Raw genomic sequence first — 18,768 nt, 5'->3', positions numbered from 1 at the left:
TTGCATGGAAATCGGGGAGGCAAGCGAGCCACCGTTCAAGCGGGACGCTTGTGATTCGTCCAGTGGACGAATCACCCCGCGCGTTTGGCGAGCGCCCCGATGGTGGTCTGGAAGGAGGGCAGTCCCGGCAAAGCCGGGACCGGGCGACGTAAACCGGATGAAGGGGGTATGCCCCGGCCCACCCGGTTTCGTAAGAAATCCCCCGCCCACACGCGTATGATGTGACCGCCTGCCTTCGGGATCTGCATCCGGTCATCATGGAAATCACTTTTGACATCGTCGCCCTGCTGTTCATCGTCGCCCTGGTCGCGGGCATCATCGATGCCATTGCGGGCGGCGGCGGGCTGATCACGATCCCTGCGCTGCTGGCCGTGGGCCTGCCGCCGGGGGCAGCGATCGCCACCAACAAGATCGGCGGGATTGCCGGGTCCACGGCAGCAACGCTGCATTTTCTGCGCATGCGGCAGATCGATTTGAAACGCAGCCGCTGGATGATGCTGGGGACATTTCTGGGATCGCTGGCGGGCGGTATCGCGCTGACCCGCATCGACAGCAGCATCCTGAAGCAGATCATCCCCGTGCTGCTGATCGGATTCGCCCTGTATTTCCTGCTGTCGCCCAGAGTCGGGGCGCAGGACCGGGCGCAACGTATCTCGATGGCTCTGTACGCTGCCACCCTGGCGCCGCTGATCGGGTTTTATGACGGCTTCTTCGGGCCGGGCACCGGCACGTTTCTGGCGATCTCATTCGTTGTCCTGCTGGGCATGAATTTGGTCAAAGCGACTGCGCACGCCAAACTGCTGAACCTGTGCAGCAATCTGGCTGCGGTCCTCTTCTTTGCCTGGCATGGCAGCATCATCTGGTCCTATGGGTTGCCGATGCTGGCGGGGCAATGGGTGGGCGGCACCATTGGCGCCCGGCTGGTGGTCACGCGCGGTCACCAGCTGATCCGCGTCCTGATGGTGACGATGGCCGTCATCGTATCGGTGAAGATGATTCTGGAACAGTAGGCGTCCTGCAGCGCCCCTGGCGCATCAGCCCGGCGCACGACGCACTCTGGCGCGCGTGCAGACACCGTCCTATCATGAATCTTCCAACACCCTTCATGATGAGGCGGTTTTCATGTCCACAGCACCCAATGCAGCCGCATCCGGCACATTTCTGATTGGCGGCGACATTCCCGTTCACCGGCTGGGCTACGGGGCGATGCGCATCACCGGGCCAGGCATCTGGAGCATGCCGGCAAACCCGGCAGCCGCCCTGGCCACCTTGCGACGTCTGCCCGAACTGGGCGTGAATTTCATCGATACGGCCGACAGCTACGGGCCATTCGTCAGCGAAACCCTGATCCACGACGCCCTGCACCCATATAAAGGGCTGCTCATCGCCACCAAAGGCGGTCTGCTGCGCCACGGCCCCGATCAGTGGGTACCACTGGGCCAGCCCGACTATCTGCGCCAGTGCGTGCTGATGAGCCTGCGCCGGCTGGGCGTGGATCGCATCGACCTGTGGCAGCTGCACCGCCTGGACCACGGCACATCACGCCAGGCACAGTTGCAGATCATCGCCGACATGCGCCAGGAAGGCCTGATCCGCCATGTGGGGCTGAGCGAAGTCCACCCCGCCGATATCGAAGAAGCCCAGCAATATTTTCCCGTCGCCACGGTCCAGAACCAGTACAACCTGGGGGAACGCAAAAGCGAGGCGGTGCTGGACTACTGCACCGCACACAATATCGGCTTCATTCCCTGGTATCCGCTGAACGCAGGCAAACTGGCGCAGCCCGATTCCGTCCTGGGTGATATTGCACGGCATCACGACGTCAGTGTCAGCGCCATCGCTCTGGCTTGGCTGCTCAAACGGTCCCCGGTGATGCTGCCGATCCCCGGCACCGGCAATCCCGATCATCTGGCTCAGAACGTAGCAGGCGCCCAGGTCGTCCTGAGCGATCAGGAATTCGACGCGCTGGACAAGGCTGGCGTCTGACCCGCTACAACAGCGCGACGCGCGGTGCTCGCGATAAGCACACCGCCGCTGCCGGCGGCGCGTCAGACCAGTTCGCGCAGGCTGCGCACATCCAGACTGACATCACCACGGTCGCAGGATACCCAGGCGTTGCGGTCGGTGATGTTGATGCTCAAGTCCATATTGCGATCCGCCAGCAGGGACAGGGCTTTGGTCTCCTCGGCATCCAGGGCGAATACCTGCAGATTGCCGGCGCGGGTGGTCTTGTTCTGGACCCCTGCCCACCAGACATCGACGCCGCGCCCATACGCCAGGACAAGCACTTGGTCGGCGCGACCGCAGGCCTTCAGCAGGCGACGCTCATCGGGCAAGCCGATTTCGACCCACTGCTGCACGGCCCCTGTCAGATCCAGATTCCACAGGTCGGGCTCGTCGGTGTCGCTCAGCCCGCGTGTAAACACCAGCCGTTCATCGGCCTGTACCCACAGGGCATAGGCCAGCAAGCGCACCATCAGGCGCTCGTCGGTTTCCGAGGGATGACGCGCCACCGTCACGGTGTGGCTGCCGTAATAGCCGCGATCGTTGTCGGCAACGTTGATTGCCGCTTTGTAGATGGTAGCGCGCAGGGCCATGATGATTCCTGGATAAAACTCTACTTGAAGGCCGTCTCGATGAAGCTGCGCAGCTTGCGAGAATGCAGACGTTCGCTGGGCATATCGCGCAGGCGTTCCAGCGCCCGGATGCCGATATGCAGATGTTGATTGACCTGGGTGCGATAGAACGCACTGGCCATGCCGGGCAATTTCAGTTCGCCGTGCAGGGGTTTGTCGGACACGCACAGCAGTGTTCCGTAGGGGACCCGGAAGCGAAAGCCATTGGCAGCGATCGTGGCGGATTCCATATCCAGAGCGATCGCCCGTGACTGCGACAGGCGCTGCACCGGTTCCTGCTGATCACGCAGTTCCCAGTTGCGGTTGTCGATGGTGGCGACCGTGCCGGTGCGCATGATCTTTTTCAGTTCCCAGCCCGACAGGCCGGCGACCTCGGCCACGGCGTCTTCCAGGGCCACCTGGACTTCGGCCAGCGGCGGCACCGGCACCCAGATGGGCAGATCGTCGTCCAGCACGTGATCCTGGCGCACATAGCCGTGGGCCAGCACATAGTCGCCCAACCGCTGTGTCGTGCGCAAACCTGCGCAATGGCCCAGCATCAGCCAGGCGGATGGGCGCAGCACCGCCACGTGGTCCGTGATGGTCTTGGCGTTGGACGGCCCCACGCCGATATTGATCAGGGTGATGCCGGTATGACCTTCGCGCTTCAGGTGATAGGTGGGCATCTGCGGGTTGAAAGCCATCGGCGGCGCAGGCTGCGAGGCCGTTTCCCGGGTGACGATATGATTGCCGGGCTGTACCAGCGCGGTATAACCGCCCGAGCCGGCCGCCAGCGAATCCCGCGCCCATTTGACGAACTCATCCACGTAGAACTGGTAGTTCGTGAACAGCACGAAGTCCTGAAAATGCGACGGCGATGTGCCGGTGTAATGCTGCAGGCGCTGCAGCGAATAATCGATGCGCGGCCCGGTAAAGGGCGCCAGCGGTCGCGGCTGGTTCGAACGGCCACGCCAGGTCCCGTTGACGATGGCATCGTCCGTGACCGCCAGATCGGGCACATCGAAATGATCCCGCAGCGCATGGCCGGGAGCCTCGGAATATTCCCCTTGGGCATATTCGCCTTCCGGGAAGGCAAAGTGCAGGGGGATCGGCAGGTCCGATTCGCCGATTTCGATCGGCACCCGGTGATTGCGCAACAGCAAGCGCACCTGCTCGCGCAGGTAATCATGGAACAATTCCGGGCGCGTCACCGTGGTCATGTAGACGCCGGGTTCGACCAAATGGCCGTAGGACAGGCGGCTGTCGACGTCGGGATACGTGTTGATGCGAATGCGGATGGCCGGATAACAGGCGCGCACACGCTGACCGACTTCCAGCGTGCCGGCGTTGTATTCCCGAAAGGCATCGCGGATAAAGGCGGTGTTGCGCCGATACAAGGTGATCAGCTGATCGACGGCGGCATCGGCATCGTCATAGCTGGCAAACGGCACCAGCGGCGGCAGACGGGTCGGGCGGGTAGCATCCATGAATGTGTTCATGCGCCTGATTATGGCAGGTCTTTATGACACATGGAGGACGCTACCGCCATCACCCCCTTCGATGCACCTCTTTGCCTGCGGCATAGGTTGCGGCAATCGCACGGTCATCGCCCAGCATGGCCAGGGCGAACAGCAGTTCTTCCAGGGACTCGGCGTGGCCGGTGCGGCGTTCCAACAGCGGCGTTGTCTGAGGGTCCAGGACGATGAAATCGGCTTCGGCTCCGGCTTCCAGCGTACCGATCTGCCCAGTCAGGCCCAGATGCTTGGCAGCCCCCTGCGTGGCCTGCCAGAACATGCGCCGCGCGGTCAGGTAGTACCCCGACAAGCGCGCGACCTTGTGGGCTTCGTTCATGGTCTGCAACATGGAAAAAGACGAGCCCCCGCCGACGTCGGTGGCCAGGGTCACGGGCATGCCGAAGTCCTTGGCGGCGGCGAAATCGAACAGACCGCTGCCCAGGAACTGATTGGACGTGGGGCAGTGCGCCGCCACCGCGCCGGCATCGCGCATGCGGCGCCGGTCGTCATCGTCCAGCCAGACGCAGTGGCCGTACACCGAGCGCGGGCGCAGCAGGCCATAGTCGTCGTAAATATCCAGATAGCTGCGATGGCCGGGAAACAGGGACATCACCCATTTCACTTCATCCTGGTTTTCCGACACATGGGACTGGATGAAGACATCCTGATAACGTTGCGCCAGCTCGCGGCAGCGACCCAGCTGTTCTGGGGTGGAGGTGGGCGCAAAACGCGGCGTCAGCGCATACAGCTGGCGGCCCGTGCCGTGCCAGCGCTGCAGCAGCATCTCGCTGTCGCGCGCGCCGGATTCCGCCGTGTCGCGCAAGTATTCCGGGCAGTTGCGGTCCATCATGACCTTGCCGGCCACCATGCGCAGATTGCGCGCATGGCTTTCCTCGAAGAAGGCCTGAGCCGATCCCGGATGCACCGTGCAATACACCAACGCCGTGGTCGTGCCGCAGCGCAGCAGCTCGTCCAGGAAAAACCTGGCCACGTCCTGCGCATAATCGGGGTTCTCGAAACGCCGTTCGGTGGGAAACGTGTAGGTTTCCAGCCAGGGCAGCAAACCGGGCGCGGGCGAGGCGATCATGTCGGTCTGCGGATAATGGATATGTGTGTCGATGAAGCCCGGCGTAATCAGGCGCTTGCGCCAGTCGTGCACTGCCGTGCCAGCCGGCAGCTGGCGCACCAGCTGGGCGTAATCACCGCATTGCTCGATACGACCGTCGCGCACCACCAGCAGACCGTCCTGGATCCACTCGCAGGCCTCGTCCTCGGCCTTCGGCGTATCGCGGAAATACAGCAGTTGAGCGCGATAGGCTTGGAGGTCAGGCACAGCCTGAGCATTCGACGTCGAGGTCATGGGGGAAGTCTCCTGAATCTTGTAGGTGCCGGCGCCAATGCCGGAAGTAAAGGCTGCTAGTGCGTCAGTGCGACATCGGTCGGCGCGGATGCCGACGCGACGTTCTGATGCATCAGGCGGGTGCGCAAGCGCATCAGCTGCGCCGCCACCGATACCGCGATCACGGCGGGCTGCTTGCCTTCGATGCCGGGTTCGCCGATCGGGCAGGTGATCAGCGCATGGCGTTCCGGCGGGATGCCGCGAGCGGTAAAACGCTGTTGGAATTTATGCCATTTGGTGGCCGAACCGATCAGCCCGACATAAGCGGCATCGCCGCGCTTCATCAGCTGTTCGCACAGATGCTGATCCAGCGCATGATCATGCGTCATGATCAGATAGCAGCCGCCCGCCGGCGCCTGGTCGATGATGGCCTCGGGGGTGTCGGTCGCCTCGATGGTGACGTTCGGCGCGACCGAATCGGGGAACAGATCGTCTCTGGCGTCGACCCAGGTGACGCGACAAGGCAGCGTCCCCAGGATATTCACCAGGGCATGGCCCACATGGCCGGCGCCAAAGACCACCACATGCAGTGCATCCGGCACCAGGGGTTCGGTCAGGACCGGGCAGCCGCGCGGATCCTGCGGATCGAGCAGGCGGCTGGCCTGAAATCGATTGCCGGGGCGCGACGCGGCGGACGGCGCCTGCAAGCGGACCCAGGGGGCCAGGCCGGGCCCGCCGATGCCGACCTCGCGCTCAAAGGATTCCTGGCCCCGCAGGCGATCCCGCGCCCGCAGCAGCCAGTCGCGATCCCCTTCCCGCAACTGTTCGAACAGCAAGGTGACCAAGCCGCCGCAGCATTGCCCCAGCGATGCCGCCAAGGGCATGTCCCGCACCCATCGGTCGGGCTGATCGTCGCGGTCTTGCAGATGCGCCCTGGCCACATGCGTGGCCTGCCATTCCAGCTGGCCGCCGCCGATCGTCAGCCACTGGTGGGCCGCCGACACCAGCATCTTGGCGCCGGCTTCCCGCGGCGCGGATCCGCGCACGGCAGCGACGCTGATCAGCACCACAGGCTGCTGGCGGTCCAGGCACCACAGGGCCTGATCGATCCAGGCAGTCATCGCCGTCTCCTCAGGCCGTCGCGGCGTGCCGCTGCCGCAGGCCCTCTGCCGCCATCAGAATCGCTTCGGGGGTCGCCGGGGCGTTCAAATCGGGCGAGACATGCCCATCGCCCAGGGCTGACAGCGCATCAGCGATGGCGTTGAACACGCTGACGCCATGCACCAGCGGCGGCTCGCCGACGGCTTTGGAATGGTGGACGGAATCCGCGTGATTGCGGGCCTTGAACAGCTTCACGCGGAAGTCGCGCGGGCAGTCGCTGATCGCCGGGATCTTGTAGGTGGACGGCGCATGCGTGGTCAGGCGACCGTCATCGCGCCAGACCAGCTCTTCCGTGGTCAGCCAGCCCATGCCCTGGATGTAACCACCCTCGACCTGACCGATGTCGATGGCCGGATTGATGGAGGCCCCCGCGTCGTGCAGGATGTCGGCCCGCAGCAGTTTCCATTCGCCCGTCAGGGTATCGACGACGACTTCGGACACGGCTGCGCCAAAGGCATAGTAGAAGAACGGATTGCCGCGGCAGGTGGCCTTGTCCCAGCTGATGCCGGGGGTTTTGTAGAACCCGTCGGACCAGAGCTGCACCCGGTCCCAGTAGGCTTCTTCGACCAGTTGCGCAAATGGCAGCGTCTTGCCGTTGACGCTGACCTGGCGCCAGGCGAAGGTCACGTCTTCGGCCTTGCCGCCGTATTTGCGGACGGCGAAATCCGCCAGCCGGGTCCGCAAGGTCAAGGCGGCATCCTCGGCTGCCTTGCCGTTCAAGTCGGACCCGGTCGACGCCGCCGTCGCCGACGTGTTGACGACCTTATAGGTGTCGGTGGCGGTGACGCGCACGCATTCCAGATCCAGGCCCAGCGTGTTGGCCACGATCTGCGCGACCTTGGTATTCAGGCCCTGACCCATTTCAATACCGCCGTGGTTCAGCAGCACCGACCCGTCGCGGTAAATATGCACCAGCGCGCCCGCCTGGTTGAAGGCCGGCACGTTGAAGGAAATGCCGAATTTCACCGGCGTCAACGCCAGGCCTTTTTTCAGGATGGGACTGTGGGCGTTGAATTCACGCACGGCCTGGCGGCGGGCGCGATAGTCGGAACTATCTTCCAGTTCGCTGATGATGGGATGCAGCAGATTGCCCTGGACGACCTCGCCATACGGCGTGACGTTGCGCGTATCGGTACCGTACAGATTCAGGTAGCGTACGTCCAGCGGATCTTTGCCCAGCTGGCGGGCCACACGATCGATCAGGACTTCCGTGACCAGCGCGCCTTGCGGAGCGCCAAAGCCGCGAAAGGCGGTGGCCGACTGGGTGTTGAGCTTGCCGCACATCGTATGGATGTCAGCCGCCGGGATGTAATAGGCATTGTCGAAGTGGGCCAGCGCGCGGCTGGCGACCGCTTCGGACAGGTCCGCCGAAAACCCGGAATGCAGCGTCATATCCAGCCGCACGCCCAGGATCAGACCTTCGGCATCGAAGCCCACGTCGTATTCAAAATAGAAACCGTGACGTTTGCCGGTGATCATCATGTCATCGTCGCGGTCGGCCCGCAGCTTCACCGGGCGCTGCAAGCGCACGGCGCAGATGGACGCCACGCAGGCGAACAGCGCGGATTGGGATTCCTTGCCGCCAAACCCGCCGCCCAAGCGCCGGCATTCGATCTCGACTTGATGGCGCTGCCAACCCAGGGCGTGCGACACCGCGTGCTGCATTTCTGTGGGGTGCTGGGTGGAACACAAGACCTGCAGGCCGTCTTTTTCGCGCGGAATGGCATAGGCGATCTGGCCTTCCAGGTAGAACTGTTCCTGGCCGCCGCAGGAAAACACACCGGTCAGGCGCACCGGGGCGCCATCCAGCGCCTTTTGCACGTCGCCCTGAATCAGGCGCAATTCGTCCGTGGTGCTGGCGCCGGCGTCCTTGGCTTGTTTAGGGGTCAGCAGAAAAGGCAGCTCTTCGTAGGTGATTTTCCCCAGGCGGGCGGCGCGACGGGCCTGGTCTACGGTCTTGGCGACCACCGCGAACATGGGCTGGCCGACGTACTGCACCAGACCATCTGCCAGGATGGGGTCATCCTGAATCACCGGGCCGCAATCGTTCACGCCCGGAATGTCCTTGGCCGTCAACACATACAGCACGCCGGGCGCGCGGCGCACGGCATCCAGATCCATCGCGACGATGCGGGCGTGGGGCTTGTCGGACAGGCCCAGCGCCGCATACACGGTATTGCGCAACTCGGGGATGTCGTCGGTATAGACGGCTTCGCCGCTGACGTGCAGCGTCGCGGATTCGTGCGGACTGGATGCGCCTGCAGCCGGTTCGCCCACCACGGGCCGCGGGATGCTGTCGTTGCCGACTGCCAACCGGTCCAGTTCGACCGGGATATTGACACGCATGTTCATATTGGCCTCCTCAAGCAAGTTCGGCCAGATTGGCCGTATTCACCTGATGCGTCGCCAACGGCGCCCCAGGGGCGGTTTCCAGATAAAAGCGATACAGCAGATTCTGCGATGCCAACAGACGGTAAGCGCTGCTGGCGCGCATGTCGGTCAGGGGTTTGAAATCCTGGGCTATCGCCTGCATGGCGGCGCGCACATGGGTTTCGTCCCAGACCTGGCCCTGCAAGGCGGCCTCCACTGCCCGCGCCCGGCAGGGCGTGGCAGCCACGCCGCCAAAGCCGGTGCGCAATTGCTGGACCTGTCCGGCATCGTCCAGCACCACGGCGAACGCGGCACAGACGGCGGAAATATCCTGGTCGAATCGCTTGGACAATTTGTACGCCCGGAACTGCCGCCCCTCGACCCGCACCGGCACCCGCAAGCCCTGCACGAATTCACCCGGTTCAGCGGCGTTTTTCTGATAGGCCAGATAGAAGTCTTCCAGGGGCATTTCCCGGACCCGGTCGCCCAGGCGCAGGATGATCCTGGTATTCAGGGCGATCAACGCCGGCATGGAATCGCCGATGGGCGAGCCATTGGCCACATTGCCGCCCAGCGTGCCCGCGTTGCGGATCGGAAAGGACGCGAAGCGCTGGCGCAATTCGGCCAGTTCGGGGATATGCGCCACCAGGGCGTCGTAGGCGTCATTCAACAAGGCGCCCGCGCCGATCAACAGGTCGTCGCCTTCCAGGTGGATGTCGCGCAGTTCGGCTACCTGACCGATGTAGATCAGGTGCGGCAGATCGCGCTGCTGTTTTGTCACCCACAGACCGACGTCGGTGCTGCCGGCCAGGATGCGCGCATCGGGATAATCCTGTCGCAGCTGCGCCAGCTGGGCCAAGGTGCGCGGCGCATGAAAGGTATGCCCGTCATGAGTGTAGGAAAATACCTCGTCGCGCTGCAGCGTGTTCAGGACTTTCGCCAGCGCGGCGCGGTCGAATTCGACGGCGGGATGTTGATACATCTCGCCCGCCGCCCTCACAATGGGCTGATAGCCCGTGCAACGGCACAGATTGCCCGACAGGGCGTCGTCGATCTGCGTGCGGGTGGGGGCGGGGTCCTGCGGGCCGTGGGCCAGATACATGCCCCATAGGGACATGATGAAACCCGGCGTGCAAAAACCGCATTGCGAGCCATGACAGTCCACCATCGCCTGCTGCACCGGATGCAGCGAACCATCGGGTTGGCGCAGGTCTTCGACGGTGTACAACGCCTTGCCGTCCAGTGTGGGCAGGAACTGGATACAGGAATTGACTGCGCGCATGGTCACGCCGCCCTGGCCGTCTGGTTCGGCGACCATGACGGTGCAGGCGCCGCAATCGCCTTCGGCGCAGCCTTCTTTGGTGCCCATGCAGCCCAGGTCTTCGCGCAGATACTGCAACACGGTGCGGGTCGTGGGCTGATCCGTGACTTCGTGGATTTCGCCACGATAATGAAAGCGAATGGCGGTTGTCTCCATCGTGGTACCTTTTTATGTTCTAGCCGGGTGTTATGGTCCAAGATAGCACTAAGCCGCAAGCCCCGGCATTCGCAAACGATGATGGCGCTTATCAGGGTCGCTGATCATGGACGCCGACGCCAGCCCCGTGAATAATGGACCGCATGAGCAAAACCCGTGATTCCATGGATACCCACCTGTTGCGTATCCTGCAGATTCTGCTGACCGAGCAAAGCGTCTCGCGTGCGGCGATCAAACTGGGCCTGTCCCAGCCGGCCATCAGCAATTCCTTGCGACGACTGCGCGAGATCACCGGCGACCCGGTGCTGGTGCGCAGCAAGACCGGCATGGTGGCCACTGAACGCGGCCTGGAACTGCTGGCCCACGCCAACGACGCGCTGTCCGCCATCGAACGCATCACCCAGCCGCCGGGAGCTTTCGACCCCGCGCATTCGACGCGCGAATTTCATCTGGGCGCGCCCGACTACCTGGATGCGATGTTTCTGCCGAACATCGCGGAAATTCTGCGTCGCGAAGCGCCTCATGCCAAATTCATCGTACACCCGATCAATGCGGATTACGACTATGCCGGCGGCCTGGAAGACGGCGGCCTGGACGTGGTCATCGGCAACTGGCTGGAACCGCCGCCGCAGATGCACATGGCGCGATTGTTCGACGACGAAGTCGTCTGCATGGTGGGCAGCCAGAACCCCATCGCGCGACGGGATTTAAGCCTGAAGCAATACCTGGAATTGCCCCATCTGGCGCCCTTCCCCTACGTGTCCGAACGGCAAAGCTTCATCGACGGCTACCTGGCCGCCCAGGGCCTGCGGCGCAACATCCAGATGACCATCCCCTATTTCGGCCAGGTGGCCGGCATGCTGCTGCGCACCGACCTGGTGTTCACGACAGGCCGCCAATTCGCCCAGCACTACGCCCGCTATCTGCCCATCACCATCCTGCCCTCGCCCTTCCCCTTTCCGGCGATGCGTTTTTACCTGCTGTGGCATCGCCGCTGCCACGGCGCGCCCGAGGTCATCTGGCTGCGCCAGTGCATCGTCCGGGTGGCGTCGATGCTGCAGGCCAGCCTGGGGGAGCACGGCGGCTCATAAGGCCCTGACAGGGCCTATCGACAGCGTCAACCGCTGCCGTAGCCACATCAGCGCAGCTTGATAATTGTCATCAGCGCTGCGCGCGCACAGCGCAAAACCTTGTCCCTAGAATAAATCGGGCCGGTTGCATTTGCAGCCGCGCGCCCCTCACACAAAGCCGGCCCATGAGCCGGCGGATCACCAGGAGACAAGGCTCATGAGCAAGCAGGAAACCGTTTTACCTGCGGGGTTCAAGACCTCCGCTGCACCCGGCATCACCCCCACCACCTGGCTGGAACAACGCTTCCAGCTGACGGCGCGCGGCACCAACGTGCGCCAGGAGACCCTGGCCGGCCTGACGACCTTTCTGGCGATGGTCTATTCGGTCTTCGTCGTCCCGGCCATGTTGGGCAAGGCCGGCTTCGATACCTCGTCGGTCTTCATCGCCGTCTGTCTGACCAGCGCCTTCGGGTCGCTGCTGATGGGCCTGTGGGCCAACTTGCCGATCGCCGTGGGCTGCGCCATTTCCCTGACGGCCTTCACCGCCTTCGACCTGGTGCTGGGCCAAGGCCTGTCGCCGGCGGTCGCGCTGGGGGCGATCTTCCTGATGGGGGTGATCTTCACCGCCATTTCCGTCACCGGCGTACGGACCTGGATCCTGCGCAATCTGCCGATCGGCATCGCGCACGGCACCGGTATCGGCATCGGCCTGTTCCTGCTGCTGATCGCCGCCAATGAAGTCGGCCTGGTGGTGAAGAACCCCGGCCCCGGCCTGCCTGTTTCCCTGGGCGCGCTCAACGCCATGCCGGCGCTGCTGTCCGTCATCGGTCTGGCCGCGATCTTCGGCCTGGAGCGCCGCCGCATTCCCGGCGGCATCCTGCTGGTCATCCTGGCCCTGTCCGGCGTCGGCCTGATCTGGGACCCCGCCGTCACCTTCAAGGGCCTGTTCGCCCTGCCGTCCTTTGGCGGCGAGCACTCGCTGATCGGCGCCATGGACATCGGCGGCGCCCTCAACGCGCTGGTCATCCCCAGCGTGCTGGCTCTGGTCATGACGGCGGTGTTTGACGCCACCGGCACCATCCGGGCCGTGGCCGGTCAGGCCGGTCAGCTGGATGAAAACGGCCAGATCATCAATGGCGGTCGGGCCCTGACGTCCGATTCGGTCAGCTCCATCGTCTCGGCCGGCCTGGGCGGCGCGCCCGCTGCCGCCTACATCGAATCGGCGGCAGGCACGGCGGCGGGCGGCAAGACCGGCCTGACCGCCACCATCGTCGGCCTGGGCTTTTTGGCGCTGATCTTTCTGTCGCCGCTGGCGTCCCTGGTGCCAGCCTATGCCACCGCGCCTGCCCTGATGTACGTGGGCCTGCTGATGCTGGGCGGTGTGCGCAAGCTGAACCTGGACGATACCGTGGACACGATGGCCGGCATGGTCTGCGCCGTCTTCATCGTGCTGACCTGCAACATCGTCACCGGCATCATGCTGGGCTTTACCACGCTGGTGATCGGCCGGGTCTTCGCCGGCGAATGGCAAAAACTGAACATCGGCACCCTGGCCATCGCCGTGGCTCTGGCGGTGTTCTATCTGGGCGGCTGGGCGATCTAAGCCCCGCAGCCCAGGCACACGAGAGACTGATCATGACCGGGCCAACAGCGCCCGGCCACAGTCCCCCAGCAAATGCCTCAGCCACCGATGGGAGGACGCATGGTGATTGCGCGCATGCCACAGCTGATAAAACCGCATCGGCGGGAAGTCGATGGGCGATTCCACGATCGTCAGCGGCAGCAAGCCCGCATAGTACTGGGCGAAATGCCGGGTCGTGGTGAAGACCAGGTCGGTGCCCGGCAACAGATACGGCGCCAGCATGAAAGACTGCGCCTCGACACATTCCTCGCGCTGGATGCGCAGCGACGTCAGCACGGTGTCGATCATGCCGCGCTGCGTCATGGAATAGGGCGTGGGCACGACGTGCTGAAGACGGCGGAAATCATCCTGTGTCAGGCGCCGCGAAGCCAGCGGATGATCCTCCGACATCAGGCAGACGATTTCGTCTTCCAGCAACATCGACAGATGCATGCGATCAGGCGGTTCAGGCCAGTTGCCGATCACCACATCCAGATTGCCCTCGGCCAGCGAATGCTCGAAATCGAAATCCGGCCCCAGCGCATGCAGCACCAGCCGCGCGTGGGGCGCTTCGCGTCGAAAGCGCGTCACCACCGACGCAGCGAAGGCGGGGGCCAGATAGTCGGGCGAACCAATGCGAAACACCTGATGGCTGCTGGCCGGATCGAAGTCCTCGTCGGTTTCCAGCATGGTGTCGATGGATGCCAGCGCCGATTTGGCATGTTCCAGAATCGCCAGCGCCCGGTCGGTGGGCACCATGCCGCCCTTTTCGCGCACCAGCAACTGATCCTGAAAAATCAGCCGCAGGTTCTTCAGGGCCACGCTGATGGCCGGCTGGGACTGATTCAATTTCAAAGCCGTGCGCGACACGCTGCGTTCGGCCATCAGGATGCAGAACACCTTGAGCAAATAAGTATCCAGCATGGCGCTGCTGCGTCGCGTCGACATCGAGGTGACTCCTTGTTCTGGAAATGCGGTTCTGCTTATACCACTTATACGCTGCCAGGCCCTTCATTTGGGACGGGATACCCCGTAGACTTTCCATCATGACATATTTGACGACACCGACCATGACCCTGAGCGAACTTTCCGCACTGCAGCAATCCGAGTTCTCCCAGGCGCTCGGGGCGATCTTCGAGCATTCCCCCTGGATTCCGGAACGCGCCTGGGCCGCGCGGCCGTTTGCCGACATCGATACCCTGCACCAGGCCATGGTGCGCGTCGTACAGCAGGCGGCCCCGTCCGAACAACTGGCGCTGATCACCGCCCACCCCGAACTGGCGGGCAAGGAAGCCGCCGCCGGCACGCTGACCGATGCCTCGACCGGCGAGCAACGCGGCGCCGGCCTGGATCAATGCAGCGCCGAGGAACTGCAGCGTTTGCGCGCCCTGAACGCCCGCTACCGCGAACATTTCGGCTTTCCCTTCGTCATTGCTGTCAAAGGCCGCAATCGCTACCAGATCATGGACGCTATCGAAGAACGGCTGCACAATGACCGGGATACTGAATTCGCCACCTGCCTGGATCAGATCGGGCAAATCGCCCGCTTTCGTCTGGATGCGCAGTTCGCCTGACTGTACGGAATCCTACTCATGAACACGAGCACGCCCATCCGCCTGACCATCGAACCTCTGACCCGCAAGGCCTTTGCGCCGTTTGGCGACGTGATCCAGGCCGATGACACGGTCAGGCACTTCACCATCAACGAAGGCAACACCGAACGCTATCACGACTTGGCGCACATCGAACCGGGCACCGACGGTCGCGCCATCGTCTCGATCTTTCGCGGTCAGCCGCGCAGTCTGCCGTTCACCATCACCATGATGGAACGCCACCCCCAGGCCAGCCAGGCATTCATCCCGCTATCCGGTCGCCCCTACCTGGTGGTGGTGGCCAAACCCGAATCCACGCCCACGGTGGATGATCTCCGGGTGTTTCTGTGCACTGGCCAGCAGGGCGTGAACTACGCGAAAGGCGTGTGGCACCATCCGCTGCTGGGCCTGGATGCCGTGTCCGATTTCCTGGTCATCGATCGCGCCGGCCCTGGCGACAACTGCGATATCGTGCAGATGGAAGCCCCCAGCGTGATTTCCGCCCTCAGCTAAGCCACATCATGCGTAGCGCCGCCCAGCGGCAACTGTCGGGACGGCGCTGAACCGCCTCAGGCTCCCAGGTAATTTTGCCGAGCGTCCGGGTCGGCTTTCAAGGCATCTGAATCGCCTTCCCACGCGATCCGCCCCTTGTCCACGATGTAATGGCGATCGGCCAGTTGCAGCAGCGGCGCCAGATTCTTGTCGATCACCAGAATCGCCATGCCCTCGCCGCGCAACACGGCCAGCGCCGCCCAGATTTCCTGACGCACCAGGGGGGACAGGCCCTCGGTGGCCTCATCCAAAATCAGCAGATCGGGATTGGTCATCAGCGCCCGACCGATCGCCAGCATCTGCTGCTCTCCGCCGGACAGCTGATTGCCGAAATTGCCGGCGCGTTCTTGCAGACGCGGAAACAAATCATAGATGCGCGGCAGTATCCAGGGATGCGCTTTGCGATGCCGATCCGCCGCCGTGGCGATCAGATTTTCCTCGACCGACAGATTGGGAAACACCTGGCGGCCTTCCGGCACCAGGCCGATCCCCTGTTGCGCCACCCGGTAACTCGGCAGATGCTGGATCGGCGCGCCCTTGAAGCGCACCTGGCCCTGCCAGGCCGGATGCATGCCCATGATGTTTTTGACGGTCGTGGTCTTGCCCATGCCATTGCGGCCCAACAGGGTCACACACTGCCCGGCGTCGATCTGCAGATGCATGCCGTACAGCACCTGGCTGCGTCCGTAACCAGAGACCAAGCCTTCGACCTGCAGCAATGGCGCCGTCATGCCGGTATCTCCTCGTCGCCCAGATAGGCCTCGCGAACATCGGGGCTCTGGCGAATGGTCTGCGCATCGCCGCAACAGATGATCCGGCCATAGGACAGCACGCTGATCCGGTCGGCCAGCGAAAACACCGCATCCATATCGTGTTCAATCAGCAAAATAGCGTACTGGTCTTTCAAGCGCCGCAACAGATCCACCATCATGGCCGAGCCGGTATCCCCATGCCCCATGCCGGCCATGGGCTCGTCCAACAACAGGACTTTGGGGTTGGACGCCAGCGCCATCGCCATTTCCAACTGACGCTGCTGCCCATAGGACAGAGATGCCGCCAAGGCGTCCCGCTGGCGGGACAGCCCCATCAAGTCGATCAGTTCGTCCGCCCGGTCTTTCAGGGCAGGAGTTTCCACCGCCGGCGTCCAGAAATGAAAGCCATGCCCCCGAGCGCCCTGCACGGCCAGGACGGCATTTTCCAGCACCGTCAACCGCTGGATCACCGACGTGAGCTGATAGGATCGCCCGATGCCGGCGCGCACCCGCTGCGGCATGGGCAGCCGATCAATGGACTGCCCGTTCAGGCTGATGTGCCCCTCGTCACTGGGAATTTCCCCCATGATCTGGCCGATCAAGGTGGTTTTTCCCGCCCCATTGGGGCCGATCACCGCATGGATTTCACCGGGCAGGATGTCCAGATCCACATGGTCGGTGACCAGCAGGCCGCCGTAGCGTTTCACCAGACCGCGGATTGACAGCAAGGGCTGCATGTCAGCGCCCTCCCTTGGACGGACTGACCATGCCCCACAGCCCGTTGCGCAGGCACAGCACAATGAGCACGATCACCGGCCCCATGATGATCATCCAGTGCTCTGTCAGCCCCTTTAAGACCTCTTCCAGCAACAGGAACCCCGCCGCCCCGATCACCGGCCCGAACAGCGTGCCGGCGCCGCCCAGCAGCACCATGACGATGAGCTCGCCCGATACGGTCCACGCCATGTAGGCGGGCGAGGCGAAAGACGTCAGGTTGGCCAGAAAAAACCCCGCCAGCGCGCACAGTTCGGCGGACAGCACATAAGCCAGCAATTGATACCCCAGCGGCGACGTGCCGACCGCCTGTACGCGTCTGGCATCCAGGCTGCTGGCCCGCAGAATCAGGCCAAAGCGCGAGCGGATCACCCGACGCAACAGCAGCAGGCTCAATCCCAGGCTCGCCAGCAGGGACAGATACAGACCGACATGACTGCCCGTCAGCGACCAGAAATGACTCAGTTGCCGGATCGGCAGGCCTTCGTCCCCGCCGTACTGCTTGAGCCCCACCGCCAGAAAATAGAACATCTGCGCCAGGGCCAGCGTGATCATGATGAAGGCGATGCCGCGGGTGCGCAACGCAATCAAGCCCACCGGCGCGGCCACCAGCGCCGTCACCAGCACGACCAGCAGCAGATGCACAACGCCGCTGTCGGCGCCATGGTAAGACGCAATGGCGACGCAATACGCGCCGATGCCGATGTACATGGCATGCCCAAAGCTCACCAGGCCGCCATAACCCAGCGCCAGGTTCAAACCGACCGCCGCCAGAGCGAACACCAGAATGCGGCTGAACTGCAGCAGCACGTAAGGACTGTCGCTCAGGACGGCGTAGACCGGCACCAGCAACAGCAAGACAAACACCAGGACCGTCAGCACGGTCGGCAAGGACCGGGCGGCGACGCGGCGCGAGGCGCCCGGTTCGAGGATCGAGGATGCCATCGTCAGCCGGCCCTTAACGCTTCTTCACGGGGAACAGGCCTTCGGGCTTGATGACGAGCACGACCACCATCAGGATATAGACCGCCATAGACGACAGCGCGGCGCCCAGCGTACTGGCCAGGTCCTGCGCCAGCGCCTGTCTGAGCAAGCCCGGCAGGATCGTGCGCCCCAGCGTGTCGACCAGCCCCACCACCAGCGCCCCCAGAAAGGCACCGCGAATCGAGCCGATGCCGCCGATGACGATCACCACCAGCGTCATGATCAGGATGGAATCGCCCATGCCCGGCTGCACCGACAGAATCGGCCCCATCAGCGCGCCGCCCAGGCCGGCCAGGCCGGCGCCCAGGGCAAAAATAAAGGTATTCAGCCAGCCGATGTTCACCCCCAGCGCCGACACCATGGCGCGATTGCTGGCGCCGGCGCGGATCAGCATTCCGATACGGGTACGCTCGATCAGCAGGTACAGACCCAGCGCGACCAACAGGCCCGCCAGAATGATCAGCAGACGGTACAAGGGATAAGGCGTGCCCAGCACCATGACCGTGTTGCCCAGCGCATCGGGCAGGCTCATGAAGATCGGCGCCGAGCCCCAGATCATGCGCACGGCCTCGTTGAAAAACAGCATCAGGCCGAACGTCGCCAGCACCTGATCCAGGTGCTGGCGGGGATACAAACGGCAAAACCCGCTGCGATCCAGCAGCACGCCCAGCAGCGTGGCGCCCCCCAGACCGGCAATGATCGCCAGCCCAAACGAACCCGTATAGCCAAAGGCCGCCGCTGCGAAATAGGCCCCCATCATATACAGCGCGCCATGCGCCAGATTGATGAAGCTCATGATGCCGAAGACCAGGGTCAGGCCCGCCGCCAGCAAAAACAACAAAATCCCATATTGCAGGCCGTTCAAGGCCTGCATGAACACCAGCTGCGGACTCATGTCCGTTCTCCGTGAGGAGCGGCAATCACCGCCCGCCTGTCAGGGCTCGCAG

The 18,768-nt window shown here is 63.6% G+C and carries 17 protein-coding genes; 6 read left to right on the top strand and 11 right to left on the bottom strand.

Going from position 1 to position 18,768, the window contains the following annotated elements:
* The first annotated feature begins 257 nt into the window (after positions 1 to 257).
* Together WBF69_RS07140 and WBF69_RS07135 are read left to right on the top strand one after the other, a co-directional pair.
* Complete coding sequence (locus WBF69_RS07140; protein ID WP_424262651.1) at positions 258 to 1,010, top strand: TSUP family transporter; 753 nt, start codon at positions 258 to 260, stop codon at positions 1,008 to 1,010.
* Between the two features lie 112 nt (positions 1,011 to 1,122).
* Positions 1,123 to 1,986 (top strand): aldo/keto reductase, encoded by an 864-nt coding sequence (locus WBF69_RS07135; RefSeq protein ID WP_424262649.1) that lies wholly within the window; start codon positions 1,123 to 1,125, stop codon positions 1,984 to 1,986.
* A 62-nt stretch (positions 1,987 to 2,048) separates the two neighbouring features.
* Here the strand turns inward: WBF69_RS07135 and WBF69_RS07130 are convergent, their stop codons facing one another.
* From WBF69_RS07130 to xdhA, 6 genes are all read right to left on the bottom strand, one after another.
* The gene (locus tag WBF69_RS07130; RefSeq protein WP_424262647.1) at positions 2,049 to 2,597 is read right to left on the bottom strand and encodes a YaeQ family protein; all 549 of its coding nucleotides are present in this window, start codon (positions 2,595 to 2,597) and stop codon (positions 2,049 to 2,051) included.
* Positions 2,598 to 2,617: 20 nt separating this feature from the next.
* Complete coding sequence (locus WBF69_RS07125) at positions 2,618 to 4,102, bottom strand: AMP nucleosidase (protein ID WP_424262645.1); 1,485 nt, start codon at positions 4,100 to 4,102, stop codon at positions 2,618 to 2,620.
* A gap of 61 nt (positions 4,103 to 4,163) precedes the next feature.
* On the bottom strand, positions 4,164 to 5,489 hold the full coding sequence (gene guaD, locus WBF69_RS07120) for a guanine deaminase (protein WP_424262643.1): 1,326 nt from the start codon (positions 5,487 to 5,489) through the stop codon (positions 4,164 to 4,166).
* 56 nt (positions 5,490 to 5,545) lie between these two features.
* Positions 5,546 to 6,589: a xanthine dehydrogenase accessory protein XdhC gene (gene xdhC, locus WBF69_RS07115; RefSeq protein ID WP_424262641.1), complete on the bottom strand. Its 1,044-nt coding sequence runs from the start codon at positions 6,587 to 6,589 to the stop codon at positions 5,546 to 5,548.
* A gap of 10 nt (positions 6,590 to 6,599) precedes the next feature.
* Positions 6,600 to 8,975, bottom strand: coding sequence for a xanthine dehydrogenase molybdopterin binding subunit (gene xdhB, locus WBF69_RS07110; RefSeq protein ID WP_424262723.1), 2,376 nt, complete (start codon positions 8,973 to 8,975; stop codon positions 6,600 to 6,602).
* Positions 8,976 to 8,991: 16 nt separating this feature from the next.
* Entirely contained in the window at positions 8,992 to 10,476 is a 1,485-nt protein-coding gene (gene xdhA / locus WBF69_RS07105; protein WP_424262639.1) for a xanthine dehydrogenase small subunit, read from the bottom strand.
* Positions 10,477 to 10,619: 143 nt separating this feature from the next.
* Here xdhA and WBF69_RS07100 point away from each other — a divergent pair, with 143 nt between their 5' ends.
* Together WBF69_RS07100 and WBF69_RS07095 are read left to right on the top strand one after the other, a co-directional pair.
* The gene (locus WBF69_RS07100) at positions 10,620 to 11,567 is read left to right on the top strand and encodes a LysR family transcriptional regulator (RefSeq protein WP_424262637.1); all 948 of its coding nucleotides are present in this window, start codon (positions 10,620 to 10,622) and stop codon (positions 11,565 to 11,567) included.
* Positions 11,568 to 11,763: 196 nt separating this feature from the next.
* Positions 11,764 to 13,149 carry an NCS2 family permease gene (locus tag WBF69_RS07095; RefSeq protein ID WP_424262635.1) on the top strand — a complete coding sequence of 462 codons (1,386 nt, stop codon included), beginning with the start codon at positions 11,764 to 11,766 and terminating at the stop codon, positions 13,147 to 13,149.
* A gap of 30 nt (positions 13,150 to 13,179) precedes the next feature.
* Here the strand turns inward: WBF69_RS07095 and WBF69_RS07090 are convergent, their stop codons facing one another.
* Positions 13,180 to 14,115, bottom strand: a complete 936-nt coding sequence (locus tag WBF69_RS07090) for a LysR family transcriptional regulator (protein WP_424262633.1) — start codon at positions 14,113 to 14,115, stop codon at positions 13,180 to 13,182.
* A 98-nt stretch (positions 14,116 to 14,213) separates the two neighbouring features.
* Between WBF69_RS07090 and uraD the strand changes: the two genes are divergently transcribed.
* Positions 14,214 to 14,741: a 2-oxo-4-hydroxy-4-carboxy-5-ureidoimidazoline decarboxylase gene (uraD, locus tag WBF69_RS07085; protein WP_424262631.1), complete on the top strand. Its 528-nt coding sequence runs from the start codon at positions 14,214 to 14,216 to the stop codon at positions 14,739 to 14,741.
* 18 nt (positions 14,742 to 14,759) lie between these two features.
* Complete coding sequence (locus WBF69_RS07080) at positions 14,760 to 15,272, top strand: ureidoglycolate lyase (protein ID WP_424262629.1); 513 nt, start codon at positions 14,760 to 14,762, stop codon at positions 15,270 to 15,272.
* A 56-nt stretch (positions 15,273 to 15,328) separates the two neighbouring features.
* Here WBF69_RS07080 and WBF69_RS07075 read toward each other — a convergent pair whose 3' ends face one another.
* The 4 genes from WBF69_RS07075 to WBF69_RS07060 are packed head-to-tail and all read right to left on the bottom strand — an operon-like array spanning position 15,329 to position 18,716.
* Positions 15,329 to 16,042 carry an ABC transporter ATP-binding protein gene (locus WBF69_RS07075; RefSeq protein ID WP_424262627.1) on the bottom strand — a complete coding sequence of 238 codons (714 nt, stop codon included), beginning with the start codon at positions 16,040 to 16,042 and terminating at the stop codon, positions 15,329 to 15,331.
* Positions 16,039 to 16,800: an ABC transporter ATP-binding protein gene (locus WBF69_RS07070; protein WP_424262625.1), complete on the bottom strand. Its 762-nt coding sequence runs from the start codon at positions 16,798 to 16,800 to the stop codon at positions 16,039 to 16,041. Before WBF69_RS07070 ends, WBF69_RS07075 begins: the two co-directional genes overlap by 4 nt.
* Before the next feature lies 1 nt (position 16,801).
* Entirely contained in the window at positions 16,802 to 17,782 is a 981-nt protein-coding gene (locus WBF69_RS07065; RefSeq protein WP_424262623.1) for a branched-chain amino acid ABC transporter permease, read from the bottom strand.
* A 13-nt stretch (positions 17,783 to 17,795) separates the two neighbouring features.
* Positions 17,796 to 18,716 carry a branched-chain amino acid ABC transporter permease gene (locus WBF69_RS07060; RefSeq protein WP_424262621.1) on the bottom strand — a complete coding sequence of 307 codons (921 nt, stop codon included), beginning with the start codon at positions 18,714 to 18,716 and terminating at the stop codon, positions 17,796 to 17,798.
* Positions 18,717 to 18,768: the final 52 nt, after the last annotated feature.

It is taken from the genome of Castellaniella sp. (assembly GCF_049673105.1).
In the GTDB taxonomy this organism is placed as follows: Bacteria; Pseudomonadota; Gammaproteobacteria; order Burkholderiales; family Burkholderiaceae_B; genus Castellaniella.
This window is presented reverse-complemented; position numbering and strand designations above follow the sequence as displayed.